Below are 12,817 nucleotides of genomic sequence, written 5' to 3'. Positions count from 1 at the left end.
TTTAAAGTAATGGAGGATATGTATGAATAATTTAGTTTACCTTGCTCCATCACCTGTAAAAACTACTAATATTGTTTTCAGAAAAATTTTCAAGTCAATTTTAAAGGATAAATTGTTAATATAAAATAAGTCATGTTCTAGTTTTTGCTTAGGAGTTATATCGTATCCACCATTCACCTGAGCCCATCCAGTCAGGCCTGGTTTTACAGCTAACCTATTTATAAAGCCAGGGATTTCGTTTTCAAATTGTTTTGTAAAAAAAGGTCTTTCAGGCCTAGGTCCTATTATACTCATATCCCCCTTTAACACATTAATTAATTGAGGAATTTCATCAATTCGAGTTTGTCTAATAAACTTTCCTATTTTGGTAACCCTAGGGTCATCTTTTGAGGCCCATTGTGCCCCTTTTGCCTCGGCATTTGTATACATTGATCTAAGCTTTATAACATAAAATTTCGTCCCTTTTATGCCTACCCTTTCCTGAGTGTAAAAAGCAGGCCCTTTAGATTCTAATTTTATAAGTAAACAAAATAAAGTCAAAATTGGAAAAGTAATTATAATACCTATTAATGCTAAAACAAAGTCAAAAAAGCTTTTGAATATTAAATAGCGATGAACACTGGGAACTTTTATATTATTAATAGTAGGCTCATCTAGTAATTTTTTTTCGATTTCCTTCACACCCATATAAATATGCATCCTTTCATACTAACTGTTATTAAGCTCAAGTTTTATAAAAAAATTAGTGTTTATTAGTTCCTAGATGTGAGAAATCCGTTTTGTTTTCTAAAGCTTTTTTTCTAAGATTAATAGACTGTAAAAATATCTCTTCTAAGTTTTTTAATTGGGATAGATGAGCATCCTGCTTAATGTAACGCAAGGCCTTTTTTACAGACTTAGGATAGTTGTCAAAGCTTGTCACCTTTCTTTTCTCCCTCCCCTAATAATTATTATTTATTAACATAAAAGTAAATTGTTTTTTATGCCAATCCTCTTACGAATGAATTCCTATAAGCACGTCATAAATAGATTGTTTTGATATTCAAGCTCTAAGCATCAAAATAGGTGGAATATAATAATTCAGTTCATTCAACCCCTAAAATTGAACATCATGAACCATGACAAAAGAATCGTTATAAATCTAAAAAAATTTAAGGTGGTATTGGTCCACCTGTTAAAATATTTTCATTGGCAATTAATGAATTTTAAATCCCTTGTTAGGTAGCATAAAAGTAAATTAAAAAATCCCTAAAAATTTTTTACGCCTAATTGGACTTGGTTCTTGTTTATAAACAGCTTGTCCCTGTATAAGGAGAGCAGCATTCTCCTGAAAATAATGAACTATCTGATTTCCAAATTCTTTATCTATTTCAGCGATAGATTCCTTAATACAAAAACTTCTCGTTAAAATATTATGGGCATCAGAAGCAATAAAATGAGTCAAATTTGCCTCAATTAACTGCATTGAAAATTTCTGAATCTTCTTTCCGAAGTTTCCGGTCAAACTACTAGTTGTAACTTGGGTAAGTGTCCCCTTCTTAACAAGATTAAGTAGATTCTCCGGATTCTCCATAAATTCAGCATTTCTCTCTGGATGTACAATAATCGGCGTCAATCCCTTTAACTGTATATTAAACAAAAGTTGTTCCGTATAATTTGGAACATACCCAGAAGGCAATTCAATAAATAAGTAGTGCGTGTGATTGAGAGTTAAAATATCTCCCTTCTCAAAATCTTCTAATAAATCACCGTAAATTCGTGTCTCCTGACCTGGCAGAATCTCTAAGGGGATATCCTCACTTCGAAGCACATGATTAAGATTCGTTACCCTCTTTAAAATATCTTGTTTCCTATTAAAAAATATTCCGTTCTGATGATGCGGAGTAGCAATTAGCTTCGTAATCCCTTCGTCTACAGCTACCCTCGCCATATTAATCGCATTCTCCATCGTCAATGCACCATCGTCAATGCCAGGTAAAATGTGACTATGAATATCAATCAAATCACTCACCTCCATTAGACCTTTTGTTAAATTTTCTCATTCTCCTCTAAAATATCCAATGAAAAATTGTCATTAAAAAAACAAATAAAAGGGGGATGGGACAAAGTATGACTACTCTCCCCCATAGTAATAATATTGATTTTTCTGTACTTTTTTATTATTCAATACGACACCAAGAATTTTCGCTTTTGCACTTTCAAGTAGTTCCTTTGTTTTCTTCGCAGAATTTATTTGTGTTTTCCCGCTACTAACAACAAGAACCACTCCATCTGTTAAATTGGACAATATTTGTGCATCTGTCACAGCTAATACAGGTGGCGAATCGAGAATGATAATATCATATTCTCTCTTGGCCTTTTCTAATAAGGAGATCATACTTCTTGAACCGAGAAGTTCTGAAGGATTAGGTGGAATTGGTCCACTTGTTAAAGCCCATAGATTTTCTTGGTTAGTTGTCTGCACCGTTCCCTCTAGTGTTGTTTGTTTAGTTAGAACATTAGATAGCCCGATATGATTCTCTATTTGAAATGTATAATGGGTAGTTGGTTTACGTAAATCAGAGTCGATTACCAAAACACGCTTTCCTTGCTGAGCAAATACAACAGCGAGATTAGCAGTTATTGTTGATTTCCCTTCAGCTGGACTGGAGGATGTAACAACTATTGTACGTAAATCCGCGTCAATATTTGAAAATTCGATATTTGTACGAATTGTTCGAAATTGTTCAGCTATTGGCGACTTTGGATTTGTTAAAGAGATCAAATCTCTATTTTCAAGTTGGAGAACCTTATCTTTATCCCTACGAGCCAACTGACTCACCTCTTGTTTCATTAATCTTTGTTTGGCTTCCTTTGTTCTTTGTGTTGCCATTCACATTAATAGTAGTTATTGTACCTAATACAGGAAGATCAAGCTGGTTTTCAATATCTTGTTCCTTTTTAATTGTGTTATCTAAATAATCAAGCAAGAACGCTAAGCCTACTCCAACAATTAACCCAACTACTAAGGCAATAGCCATATTAAATATAGGATTAGGTTTAATTGGTGAAGAGTTATTGCTTATTTCAGCTTTTGCTAAAATGCTAACGTTATCAACATTCATAATTTTTTTAATTTCATTTTGAAATGTTGTGGCAATTGCATTCGCGATATCCGCAGCCTTTTGCGGATTTTTATATTGTACCGTAACATTCACAACCTGTGAGTCTTCTTCACTTGAAACAGAAATTAATTTGTTTAGTGCTCCAGAAGTCATTTTTAAATCCTCTTTTTTAATGACTTCGTCTAAAATCGCTGGACTCTTAATAATGACATTGTATGTATTAACTAATTGAAGGTTAGTTTGTAATTCATTAGCACTATAAATTTGCTGTCCATTTTTTGATTGATTCACAAGAATTTGTGTTGAAGATTGGTATATTGGTGTTAGAAGGAAGTAACTAACTATTCCACTTGCTATGGTTAAAATAACTGTAATAATACTAATGAGTAAGAGATGTTTCTTTAATGGTTGAAACCTCTCTCTTAAGTTGATTGATCCTTCCATGATTTCCCCCAAGTTTTGTATTTTATCAATTTAGTATAGTTAGACTGCAAAATAGGTATTTTACTTCTACTATAGTAGATACATTTTTTTCACAAAAAAAAAGAGGTAATTTTAATTATCCTCCACTAAAAAATTGAATCATAGAGGATTAAATTAAGTAGGTTTTTACCTTTTTCTCCATTAAAGTAAGAATCTCATCTTTTTCAATATCTTCAAGTATTTCACCATAAATACGGGTTTCTTGTCCTGGTAAGATGGTTAGAGGAACCTCTTCTCTTTGAAGTAAATCGTCTAGTTTCTTTACTTTTAAAAGTATGTCTTCTTTGCGATTATCATATCTTTCATTTTTGTGATGTGGAGTTGCGAGGTTCTTCGTGATGCCTTCACGAACGGCTTCTCGAGCCATTTCGAGTGATGCCGCTTCGTTTTCTGCTCCATCGTCAACGCCGTGTAAAATGTGACAATGAATATCTAACAATAACTTCACTCCTCTGGCGTTTTTTGACATAAAAAAGGAATATTTATACCGTCATTTCCAAATTTAATCATTATAGCACTACAAAATCCCCAGAGAAAGAGGTAATTTTTGTCGAAATTTCACCACTTTTTCTGGGGTAGTTCTTTTAATCTATGCTATTTTTTAAAAATATTAATTTCTTTTCTCTCTATTATAATTCTTATTAACCTTTATAGATAGCGCTTTCTTTCCTTTTGTAGATAGGGTTGAAAGGTTTTTATTGTTACTAAAAATAACTAGTGAACAATATGTTAAAAATGTTCATATAGTTCTTATCGACTATTTTCTTTTACTTTCCACAGATCTTTAAAACTTTTTTATTTTGTTTCACTTTTTTTAATTACAAAATAAAAAAGCGCTCTTTTTTCTTATAAAAAGCGTACCTTTCTTTTACAAAAGACTCATACTTTACTATTTTTCGTTATTGTCTCTATCTATAAAAAAAAGGAAGACTCTCCCCAAAGTCTTCCGCTACATTTTCTACTCTTAATAACTACTTTACACTTTCTTCACTCCTACTGTGCTACACTTGCTAGAAAGAAACGTTTTAATCTGAAAAGTATCCAGAATCGTTCTCTCGTTCTGTAAAAAAATTCAAACAGGTTTGTGCTCGCTCGAATTGCTGTCGAAGCACGATGTATGAATTTGGAACAGAAATGTAGACGCCACTTTTTAACTGAATTGCTGGATGATTTGTTCCTTCATAGTTGTTAATAATTTTAGCAATATGTAAAACCGAGAACCAGGAACAGTCCATAAATCGTTCAGGAGCTCCTGTTGGCATTAAGCATATTCTTCGGTGCGGACAAACAAGAATTGGTGTTTTGCGTTGATACCCTAACAATTTGGTTGCAACAATTCTTCTCCCCCCATATGTTGATCCTGCAAAAAGACAAGCATCTTCAATAATCTTCTTCGGCGTATCATGACATTTATACGCTTCACCTCCTTCATATACGATAGACTGGTACGACGAATTTGCGTAGGGCAGTATCGATTGGGTATTTTGATTCACAAAACTATCAATCTTGTTAAAAACCATCAATTATTCCTCCTTTTAATTAACAATTCAAGGAAATTATACCTAATAAATTGGTAATTTAAAAGTTAAGTTTCCTCGGAGGATTTTTACAATATTTTAACGAGAATCTGTTGAAGTTACACGTTCCTTATGTTATTTATAGCTCTTTAAGAGATAGCCCCTTCCGTCAAAAAAAGTACGAGAGCAAGTATTAGTCCACCTCCATTTAGCACCGCCCCACTCACTACAGATGGCCACTTTTGGGAAAGTACAGCAAACACAAGCCCAAGTACGGAAAGCGCGCCAAACATCCCCACAACAAGACCTATGTTTGCACCTGGACCGCGCAGTAGAAGAAATAATAAGATATTAAAGAGAGCAACAGAGATTGAAGCGATTCCAAGTTTATTCATCTTTTCCTTCTCCTTTCTTTTTTCCCTTTACCCTTCACAGAAAGTTAACAATCATCTTTTGGAAATTCCATTTTCAGAATTAGGAGAAATGGCGCATAGACATGCCACCAATAAAAAAGAAGCTCCTACTCCGCTAAGAGTAAAAGCTTCTTTTTTTGTTAAGGGAGCGAAATACGAAGTCCAGTCTCCGCGTCAAAGAAATGGGCTTTGTTCATGTCTAGAGCCAATTTAATAGATTGTCCATGTTTTACTTCTGTTCGAGCATCAACACGTGCTACAAACCTTTGGTCATCAATGTGTGAATAAACCATTGTTTCCGCTCCCATCAATTCCGCTACTTCTACTGTGCTATTAATCACGGTATCTTGAGAAGATTCGATAAAGAGTGGCTCATCATGGAAATCTTCTGGACGTACGCCTAAAATCATTTCCTTTCCAACATACCCTTTTTCACGCAATGTTTTCATCTTTCCTTCTGTTACGCCAATACGGGTTGTCCCAATTCCGAAGACGCCTTCTTCTAACATCCCTTTAAAAAAGTTCATCGCCGGAGAACCGATAAATCCTCCCACAAAAACATTAGCAGGATTCTCATACACTTCTTTTGGTGCCCCAACTTGCTGGATAATACCATCTTTCATGACAACAAGACGAGTTGCCATTGTCATTGCTTCTGTTTGATCATGTGTTACATAAATTGTTGTTGTTTGTAAGCGTTGATGCAGTTTGGCAATTTCAGAGCGCATTTGCACACGCAGCTTAGCATCCAAGTTCGATAACGGCTCGTCCATCAAGAATACTTTAGCACCTCTCACAATTGCACGTCCCAACGCAACCCGCTGCCGCTGTCCTCCTGATAATGCTTTTGGTTTGCGGTCTAAGTATTCTTCTAATCCAAGAATCCGAGCGGCTTCTTTTACACGACGATCAATCTCTGTTTTGGAGAACTTGCGCAGTTTTAAACCAAATGCCATATTGCCATAAACACTCATATGCGGATATAAGGCATAGTTTTGGAAAACCATCGCAATGTCACGATCTTTGGGTGCTACGTCATTCACACGCTCCCCATCAATATAAAAATCGCCTTTTGAAATCTCTTCAAGACCTGCAATCATGCGAAGCGTTGTTGACTTCCCGCATCCAGATGGACCAACAAAAACAATAAACTCTTTGTCGCCGATCTCAAGATTGAAGTCTTCTACTGCTGTAATATTTTTATCGTACATTTTATAAATATGATTCAAACTTAACTTAGCCATATTTTTCTCCTTCCTAAATCAAGATCGTTCCTTTTACTTTATCGCTCCTCTTGTGACACCGTTGATAATCCATTTTTGCGCAACTAGATAGACAATCAACATCGGCAAGAGCGCTAATAAATAGGAAGCAAAAGCTAAATTGTAATTTGTGCTAAATTCAGACTGAAAGATATATTGAGCGAGTGGCAGTGTTGCATCACTTGGATCAGACAAGATGACGAGCGGCAACATAAAATCGTTCCACGCCGCTAAACAAGTTAAAATCGCAACAGTTGCATTCATTGGTGCTAATAGAGGGAAGACGACTTTCCAAAAAACCCCCCATGAACTTGCGCCATCGATAATCGCCGCTTCTTCTAACGCAATCGGAATGGACTTGATATACCCAACATACAAGAAAACGTTAAATGAAAGCTGATACACAATATAAAGAAAGATTAAGCCAACTATGTTGTCCATATGCCAAATTGCTGTTTGTCTTACAATCGGAAGCATAATGATTGGAAAGGGAACAAACATCGCACTAATAAAATAATAGAAAAGCGCTTTGAAATACTTTTTATGCATGTTCCGGGCAATTGCATAAGAAACAAGTGAGTTTGTTAGCACCGTAAAAACAACAACGAAAAAGGTAACAAGAAAACTATTTTTAAAAGCTTGGAAAAAGTTTGTTGCTTCTATGGCATCTGCGAAGTTTTGAAATCTCCATTCCTGCGGCAGAGATAGTAATGGGTTAGACATCTCGCTTGGTGACTTCAAAGCAATATTAATTGTTAAATATAGGGGCAGAAAGATAGCAAATGTTCCAATAATCAGAAGGATTGTAACCAACACATTTTTCTTTTTCTTAATCACTACAAGTCAACCTCCCTTTTCTGAAGGACACGTAGTTGGAAAACGGATATTGCTACAATAATAATGAAGTAAATCACCGCATTTGCTGATTGGTAGGCAAATTCTCCTCCGCCAAATCCACCTTTGTATATAAGCAGTGATATCGATTCTGTTGATTGCCCAGGACCTCCTCCTGTTAACGCAACAATATGATCAAACACCATGAGAAAGCCTTTCATGGAAAGAACCATATTGATTGTAAAGAAAGGAGCGATTAAGGGAAAAGTAATGCTAAAAAACCTTCTCCATGGACCTGTCCCATCAATTGCGGCTGCTTCATAAATATCGCCAGGTACCGTTTGTAAACCAGCTAGATATAAGATGGTATTAAAAGCAGTTGCTTGCCAAACCGCCATAAAGACAATGCCAAGCCATGCTGTAGTTGGATTTCCTAGGATGCTCTGTGATAGAGACTCAATTCCTGTAAAGGTGGCAATCTGAGGCAAAAACTGTGTAAAGATGAACTTAAAAATAAAACCGACAATAAGAATACTTAAAATGTTCGGAATAAAGTAGATCGCTCTAAGCGTTTTTTGAAAGTAAACATTTGCATTAAGACCTAGGGCAATAATTAGACTTAAGATATTGACTAAAATGGTCCCAACAATGGCAAATTGAAAAGTAAAGCCATAGGCGTGGAGGGCCCGAAAGTCTTGGAAGACATTGAAGTAATTTTTCAAACCAACAAACTCCCACTCTCCATATCCTCTCCAGTTTGTGAAGCTATAAAAGATTCCTTGAAGTGCTGGATACGTATGGAATACGAAAAACAGCAGCAGTGCTGGTATTGTCATAAAGTAAAAAATGCGGCCTCGATGGAGCATAGCTCTCCCTCCCCCTTATCGTCTACGTTCAATTTTGTCCCACTCATTGTCCATTTTCCTTAGAAAAGCGTCGACATTTTTGCGGTAATAAAACTCCTGAATTAAATTCTCAGCGCCCATGCCAACTGGATAATAGTGATCTGGGAAGCTTGTAATCTTTCCCTTTTCGAAGTTCTCTCGAAAACCCGCTAGCTTAGGATCACTCGGATATAGTCCTTCGATTACTGAAAAAGCAAATTGTTCTTCCATGTATTGTTCCGATTGAGCTTCTTCTGTCATAAATTCAAGGAACATCTCCGCTTCCTTCGGGTGCTTTGAGTCTTTTAACGTTGAAAGAAGAACATCAACACCTGAAACAAGTTCGTTTTCTTCCGGGTTGTTGCTTACAGGAAGAGGGAACACGCCTAGATTTGCTTCGGGATTTACTTTAAGTAACTCCGGAATCGCCCAGTTTCCTTGCAGATAAAAGAGACCTTCACCATTTGCAAAAGCATTATTTCCCTCGTTATAAGCCATTCCATACATATGCTTATGGCCATAGTTTAAGAGTTGCTTTGTCTTCTGGGCTGTTTCTTCGTAATCGCTTTCAAAACTTGCTTCTCCGTTAGATTTTTTCTCTGCAAAAGAATCAGGCTGCAAGTTTCCGCCAACGGCATTCCATGGAATTAACCCTGTCCACGCGTCTTTTAATGTGAAGTAAATTGGGATTTCTCCCGCGTCTTGCGCTTTTTCTAACAGGGCGATAAATTCATCCCATGTTTCGGGTACTTTCCCATTTAACTCTTTCATTTTATCCTTGTTATAAATAACCGCATTTGCGTTTGCCGCATATGGAATGCCATGAATTCCTTTTGTTTCTGATCCTTCCAACTCTTCTAGCATATCAATGTAAGCCGGCTGAATTCCGTTTAGTAAAGAGCTATTTTCATAGTTTGTCAGAATACCAGCTTGAGCTAATTCACTATACAGAGCATTCCCACCTAGAGAGACAACGTCTGGCAGATCATTTTTAACAAGACGCGTTCTCAACACAGTCTCAGCCTCTGGTGGAGCATAAAGAGAGACATCAATATCAGGATGTTCCTTTTCAAATTTCTCAATCATTCCTTCATATGTACCAATGCTTTCCGATTTGTTTGAAAAGAACTCCAAGTGTACGACATCGTCTTCCTTCGCTCCGCTACTGCCGCACCCTGTTAAAAGAAAGGTGCACATTAAGGCTGACATTCCTACTAGAACTCGCTTCATTCGTTGTTCCTCCTTTCACACTTTAATGGAGCTATAGGGGAATGTTCCCCTATGCCCACCACATTTCAGAAGGTGTTTCTTCAATTAAAACGCTTTGTAAGTTCGTAACAGCTCGCCGGAATCCTTCTTCAATAGACATAATCGGATCTTCATGCTCAATGCTCACAACATAGTCATATCCATACGTGCGTAAGGCACTCATCATATCTGACCATTCTTTCACATCATGCCCGCATCCCACAGATCTGAATGTCCAAGCACGTGTTTGAACTTCACCATATGGCTGCATGTCTGTTAAGCCATACATATTAATGTTGTCTCTATCAAGGTAAGTATCTTTAGCATGAAAATGGTGAATCGCATTTTCTTTAGCTAAAATTTTAATCGCACCTACAGGATCAATTCCTTGCCACCATAGATGACTCGGATCCAAGTTAGCTCCAATTGCATTGTTCGTTTCCGCACGTAACTTTAACAGTGTATATGGAGTATGAACTAAAAAGCCACCGTGAAGCTCTAAGCCAATTTTCACTCCGTGTTCTTCTGCATATGCACCAATTTCTTTCCAATATGGAATCAATTTATTTTCCCATTGCCATTTTAAGACGTCTCCATATTCATTTGGCCAAGGTGTCACAGGCCAGTTCGGATATTTGGCTTCTTCATGATCGCCCGCTGTTCCCGAAAAGCAGTTCACAACTGGAACATCTAGTAATGATGCTAGTTTAATAGTTTTACGAAGCGTCTCGTCAGACTCCCTGGCAAATCCCTTCTCTGGTGAAATCGGATTGCCATGACAGCTGAACGCACTAATGATTAGATTACGCTCGCTTACTTTCTGGAGGTAATCCTTTCTTTTCGCTTCATCTTCGAGCAGTTCATCTAATGGACAATGATGATTTCCCGGATAATTTCCTGTTCCAATCTCAACGGCGTGAAGACCTGCTTCTTTTACTTTATCTAGCATCTCTTCGAATGAGAGATGAGCAAACAGTACGGTAAATACACCAAGCTTCATATTATCTTCCCTCCACTGTACTTTTTTGGTAGATTTCATCGATAATGGCTGAGACTTGGAGGGCTTCTTCAGGTTTCACGACGAGCTCTGCTTCTCCCTTACATGCCTCAATGAAATTTTTAGCCTGACTCAGACTATAATTCTCTTCTCCTTCGCTCCAAGGAGAAGTGCTGTTTAGTAACATTCCATTTTTAGAGGTATAGAGTTCAAATGGAAACACATTTAATCCTCCATCAACTCCTGAGATGCTAACATGTTCTTCATCACTTTTAATATTGGCAGCCCATGATGCTTCCAAAAGCAGGGAAGCGCCGTTCTCAAACTTAAGATAAGCTGTCACATGATCATCAACATCAAAGGTGTTATGATCAAATGTCCCCCACTCATTTAGTCCGTTTGGTGTTCTACTAAGTTCATTGTATACGCTTCCATTAACAGCCGTATGCTTTGGGTTTCCCATAAGCCAAAGAGCTAAATCAAGTAGATGGCAGCCATAATCTATTAAACTTCCACCGCCTTGTAACTCCCTGTTCGTAAATACGCCCCACCCTGGAACTTTGCGACGACGCATTGCTCTCACACGAGCTACAAGCGGAGTTCCTACTTCTGACATCATCCGCTTGGCCCCCTGTGCTTCTTTCATAAAGCGGTAATGATAAGCAATCGCAAGCTTCTTCCCGGACTTTTCCGATGCGACAATCATGTCCTCACACTCTTTTTTGGAGAGCGCCATTGGCTTTTCACAAAACACGTGAACACCGCTATTTAATGCTTCAATTGCATATCGAGCATGAAACTTATTTGGGGTACAAATGCAAACAGCATCAACTTCTTTTAATAAATCCCTGTGATCGATAAATACATGAGGAATATTGTGCTCGTTCGCTACTTCTGTAGCTCTTTCACTGTTAATGTCAGTTAGTCCCCAAAGGGTACATTTATCACCTAGCGCTTTAAATGCCGGAATATGCCTGTTAACCGCAATTCCGCCTGCGCCAATTATACCGATTTTCAAATCCTTCACCTCTTATATCTCTGTGATTCTCTTTGTTCTACTTGATTCTAGGGCAGCGAGAACAACAGAAAGTGACTTTAATCCTTCTTCTCCTGAGACTGGGGATGATTCGTCTTCTACAATACAATGAATAAAGGCATCAATAACGCCAGTACTGCGTTGGCCGCCATCCTCATTTGTCTGGATTTTTCCTAACTGGTAATTGACCGTTTCTCCATTTACATATTGAACAATGAGGGAGTACGTTGGATCTTCTTCTAGACGTAGAATCGCTTTTTCACCGTAAATAATTGTTGAGTTGTCTTCTTTCCCCATGTAAGCCCAGCTTGCAGCGAGCGTACCAATAATCCCGCTCTTTGTTTTTAATACGCATACAGCATTATCATCTGTATCTCCATAGTCTTTTGCATGGTCTTCAACAAAGGCCCCAACTTCTGCGAATTCTTCATCTAGAAGATAGCGAAGTAAATCTGTTTTGTGAACGCCAAGATCGCCCATTGCGCCAATGATCGCTTCGTCTTTTTTAAAGAACCAGCTTTCTTTCCCTTCTACACTCCACTGAGCTGGGCCACCATGTCCAAACGTTGTTCGAAAGCTAAAAATGCGCCCAATCTCACCGTTTTTAATAAGCTCGCGCGCTTTTTGATGTGAAGAAACCAAGCGCTGATTATGACCAATCATCAGTTTCTTACCGCTTCTCTTCTCTGCTTCGATCATCGCTTCCGCTTCTTCTCTAGAAGTAGCCAGCGGTTTTTCGCATAACACATGAAGACCTTGATTTAAAGCATATATCGAGATTTCCGCGTGTAAATAGTTTGGTGTACAAACGCTTACAGCATCAACAGTGCCGCTTTCGATAAGCTCCCTGTAATCCGTATATGGTTTTGCTCCATATTCTTCTGCCACTCTATGAACACGTTCTTCATTTTTGTCACAAAGGGCTACAATCTCTACATTTTTGTTCATCCCATATTCAGGTAAATGACGATGCTGAGCAATGCTTCCACATCCGATAACGCCTACTCTTATTTTCTCCATTCTTATGATCCCCTTTCGT

At 37.6% G+C, this 12,817-nt stretch carries 15 protein-coding genes; all 15 read right to left on the bottom strand.

Features of this window, described 5'->3' with window-relative positions; genetic code table 11:
- Positions 1-36: 36 nt before the first annotated feature.
- Positions 37-687: a sugar transferase gene (locus B9N79_RS04500; protein ID WP_085117783.1), complete on the bottom strand. Its 651-nt coding sequence runs from the start codon at positions 685-687 to the stop codon at positions 37-39.
- Between the two features lie 55 nt (positions 688-742).
- Positions 743-922, bottom strand: coding sequence for a hypothetical protein (locus B9N79_RS04495; protein ID WP_085117781.1), 180 nt, complete (start codon positions 920-922; stop codon positions 743-745).
- 315 nt (positions 923-1,237) lie between these two features.
- Positions 1,238-2,002, bottom strand: a complete 765-nt coding sequence (locus B9N79_RS04490) for a tyrosine-protein phosphatase (RefSeq protein ID WP_085117779.1) — start codon at positions 2,000-2,002, stop codon at positions 1,238-1,240.
- A 111-nt stretch (positions 2,003-2,113) separates the two neighbouring features.
- Positions 2,114-2,833 carry a CpsD/CapB family tyrosine-protein kinase gene (locus B9N79_RS04485; RefSeq protein ID WP_085117777.1) on the bottom strand — a complete coding sequence of 240 codons (720 nt, stop codon included), beginning with the start codon at positions 2,831-2,833 and terminating at the stop codon, positions 2,114-2,116.
- Positions 2,802-3,548, bottom strand: coding sequence for a YveK family protein (locus B9N79_RS04480; RefSeq protein ID WP_085117775.1), 747 nt, complete (start codon positions 3,546-3,548; stop codon positions 2,802-2,804). Before B9N79_RS04480 ends, B9N79_RS04485 begins: the two co-directional genes overlap by 32 nt.
- A gap of 148 nt (positions 3,549-3,696) precedes the next feature.
- Positions 3,697-4,026, bottom strand: coding sequence for a CpsB/CapC family capsule biosynthesis tyrosine phosphatase (locus B9N79_RS04475; protein WP_205635660.1), 330 nt, complete (start codon positions 4,024-4,026; stop codon positions 3,697-3,699).
- A 586-nt stretch (positions 4,027-4,612) separates the two neighbouring features.
- Positions 4,613-5,107, bottom strand: a complete 495-nt coding sequence (locus B9N79_RS04470) for a competence protein ComK (RefSeq protein WP_085117772.1) — start codon at positions 5,105-5,107, stop codon at positions 4,613-4,615.
- A gap of 146 nt (positions 5,108-5,253) precedes the next feature.
- Positions 5,254-5,499 (bottom strand): hypothetical protein, encoded by a 246-nt coding sequence (locus tag B9N79_RS04465; protein ID WP_046217756.1) that lies wholly within the window; start codon positions 5,497-5,499, stop codon positions 5,254-5,256.
- Between the two features lie 158 nt (positions 5,500-5,657).
- A complete protein-coding gene (locus B9N79_RS04460; protein WP_085117769.1) occupies positions 5,658-6,761 on the bottom strand; it encodes an ABC transporter ATP-binding protein in 1,104 nt (367 codons plus the stop codon).
- Between the two features lie 33 nt (positions 6,762-6,794).
- On the bottom strand, positions 6,795-7,613 hold the full coding sequence (locus B9N79_RS04455; RefSeq protein ID WP_205635665.1) for a carbohydrate ABC transporter permease: 819 nt from the start codon (positions 7,611-7,613) through the stop codon (positions 6,795-6,797).
- A gap of 2 nt (positions 7,614-7,615) precedes the next feature.
- Positions 7,616-8,479, bottom strand: a complete 864-nt coding sequence (locus B9N79_RS04450) for a carbohydrate ABC transporter permease (protein WP_019391953.1) — start codon at positions 8,477-8,479, stop codon at positions 7,616-7,618.
- A gap of 15 nt (positions 8,480-8,494) precedes the next feature.
- Entirely contained in the window at positions 8,495-9,727 is a 1,233-nt protein-coding gene (locus B9N79_RS04445; RefSeq protein WP_085117765.1) for an ABC transporter substrate-binding protein, read from the bottom strand.
- 49 nt (positions 9,728-9,776) lie between these two features.
- The gene (locus B9N79_RS04440) at positions 9,777-10,745 is read right to left on the bottom strand and encodes a sugar phosphate isomerase/epimerase family protein (RefSeq protein ID WP_085117763.1); all 969 of its coding nucleotides are present in this window, start codon (positions 10,743-10,745) and stop codon (positions 9,777-9,779) included.
- Between the two features lies 1 nt (position 10,746).
- Positions 10,747-11,760, bottom strand: a complete 1,014-nt coding sequence (locus B9N79_RS04435) for a Gfo/Idh/MocA family protein (RefSeq protein WP_085117761.1) — start codon at positions 11,758-11,760, stop codon at positions 10,747-10,749.
- 12 nt (positions 11,761-11,772) lie between these two features.
- A complete protein-coding gene (locus B9N79_RS04430; protein WP_085117759.1) occupies positions 11,773-12,798 on the bottom strand; it encodes a Gfo/Idh/MocA family protein in 1,026 nt (341 codons plus the stop codon).
- Between the last annotated feature and the right edge of the window lie 19 nt (positions 12,799-12,817).

This window comes from Priestia filamentosa (assembly GCF_900177535.1).
Lineage (GTDB): Bacteria > Bacillota > Bacilli > Bacillales > Bacillaceae_H > Bacillus_I > Bacillus_I filamentosa.
The sequence above is the reverse complement of the archived record's forward strand: the minus strand, read 5'-3'. Positions and strand labels throughout refer to the sequence as shown.

Bases quoted from the DNA above. Each gene is read 5' to 3' on its own strand.
- B9N79_RS04465 (WP_046217756.1), bottom strand. From the start codon at position 5,499: ATGAATAAACTTGGAATCGCTTCAATCTCTGTTGCTCTCTTTAATATC.
- B9N79_RS04430 (WP_085117759.1), bottom strand. From the start codon at position 12,798: ATGGAGAAAATAAGAGTAGGCGTTATCGGATGTGGAAGCATTGCTCAG.
- B9N79_RS04500 (WP_085117783.1), bottom strand. From the start codon at position 687: ATGGGTGTGAAGGAAATCGAAAAAAAATTACTAGATGAGCCTACTATT.
- B9N79_RS04450 (WP_019391953.1), bottom strand. From the start codon at position 8,479: ATGCTCCATCGAGGCCGCATTTTTTACTTTATGACAATACCAGCACTG.
- B9N79_RS04460 (WP_085117769.1), bottom strand. From the start codon at position 6,761: ATGGCTAAGTTAAGTTTGAATCATATTTATAAAATGTACGATAAAAAT.
- B9N79_RS04485 (WP_085117777.1), bottom strand. From the start codon at position 2,833: ATGAAACAAGAGGTGAGTCAGTTGGCTCGTAGGGATAAAGATAAGGTT.
- B9N79_RS04470 (WP_085117772.1), bottom strand. From the start codon at position 5,107: ATGGTTTTTAACAAGATTGATAGTTTTGTGAATCAAAATACCCAATCG.
- B9N79_RS04480 (WP_085117775.1), bottom strand. From the start codon at position 3,548: ATGGAAGGATCAATCAACTTAAGAGAGAGGTTTCAACCATTAAAGAAA.
- B9N79_RS04445 (WP_085117765.1), bottom strand. From the start codon at position 9,727: ATGAAGCGAGTTCTAGTAGGAATGTCAGCCTTAATGTGCACCTTTCTT.
- B9N79_RS04440 (WP_085117763.1), bottom strand. From the start codon at position 10,745: ATGAAGCTTGGTGTATTTACCGTACTGTTTGCTCATCTCTCATTCGAA.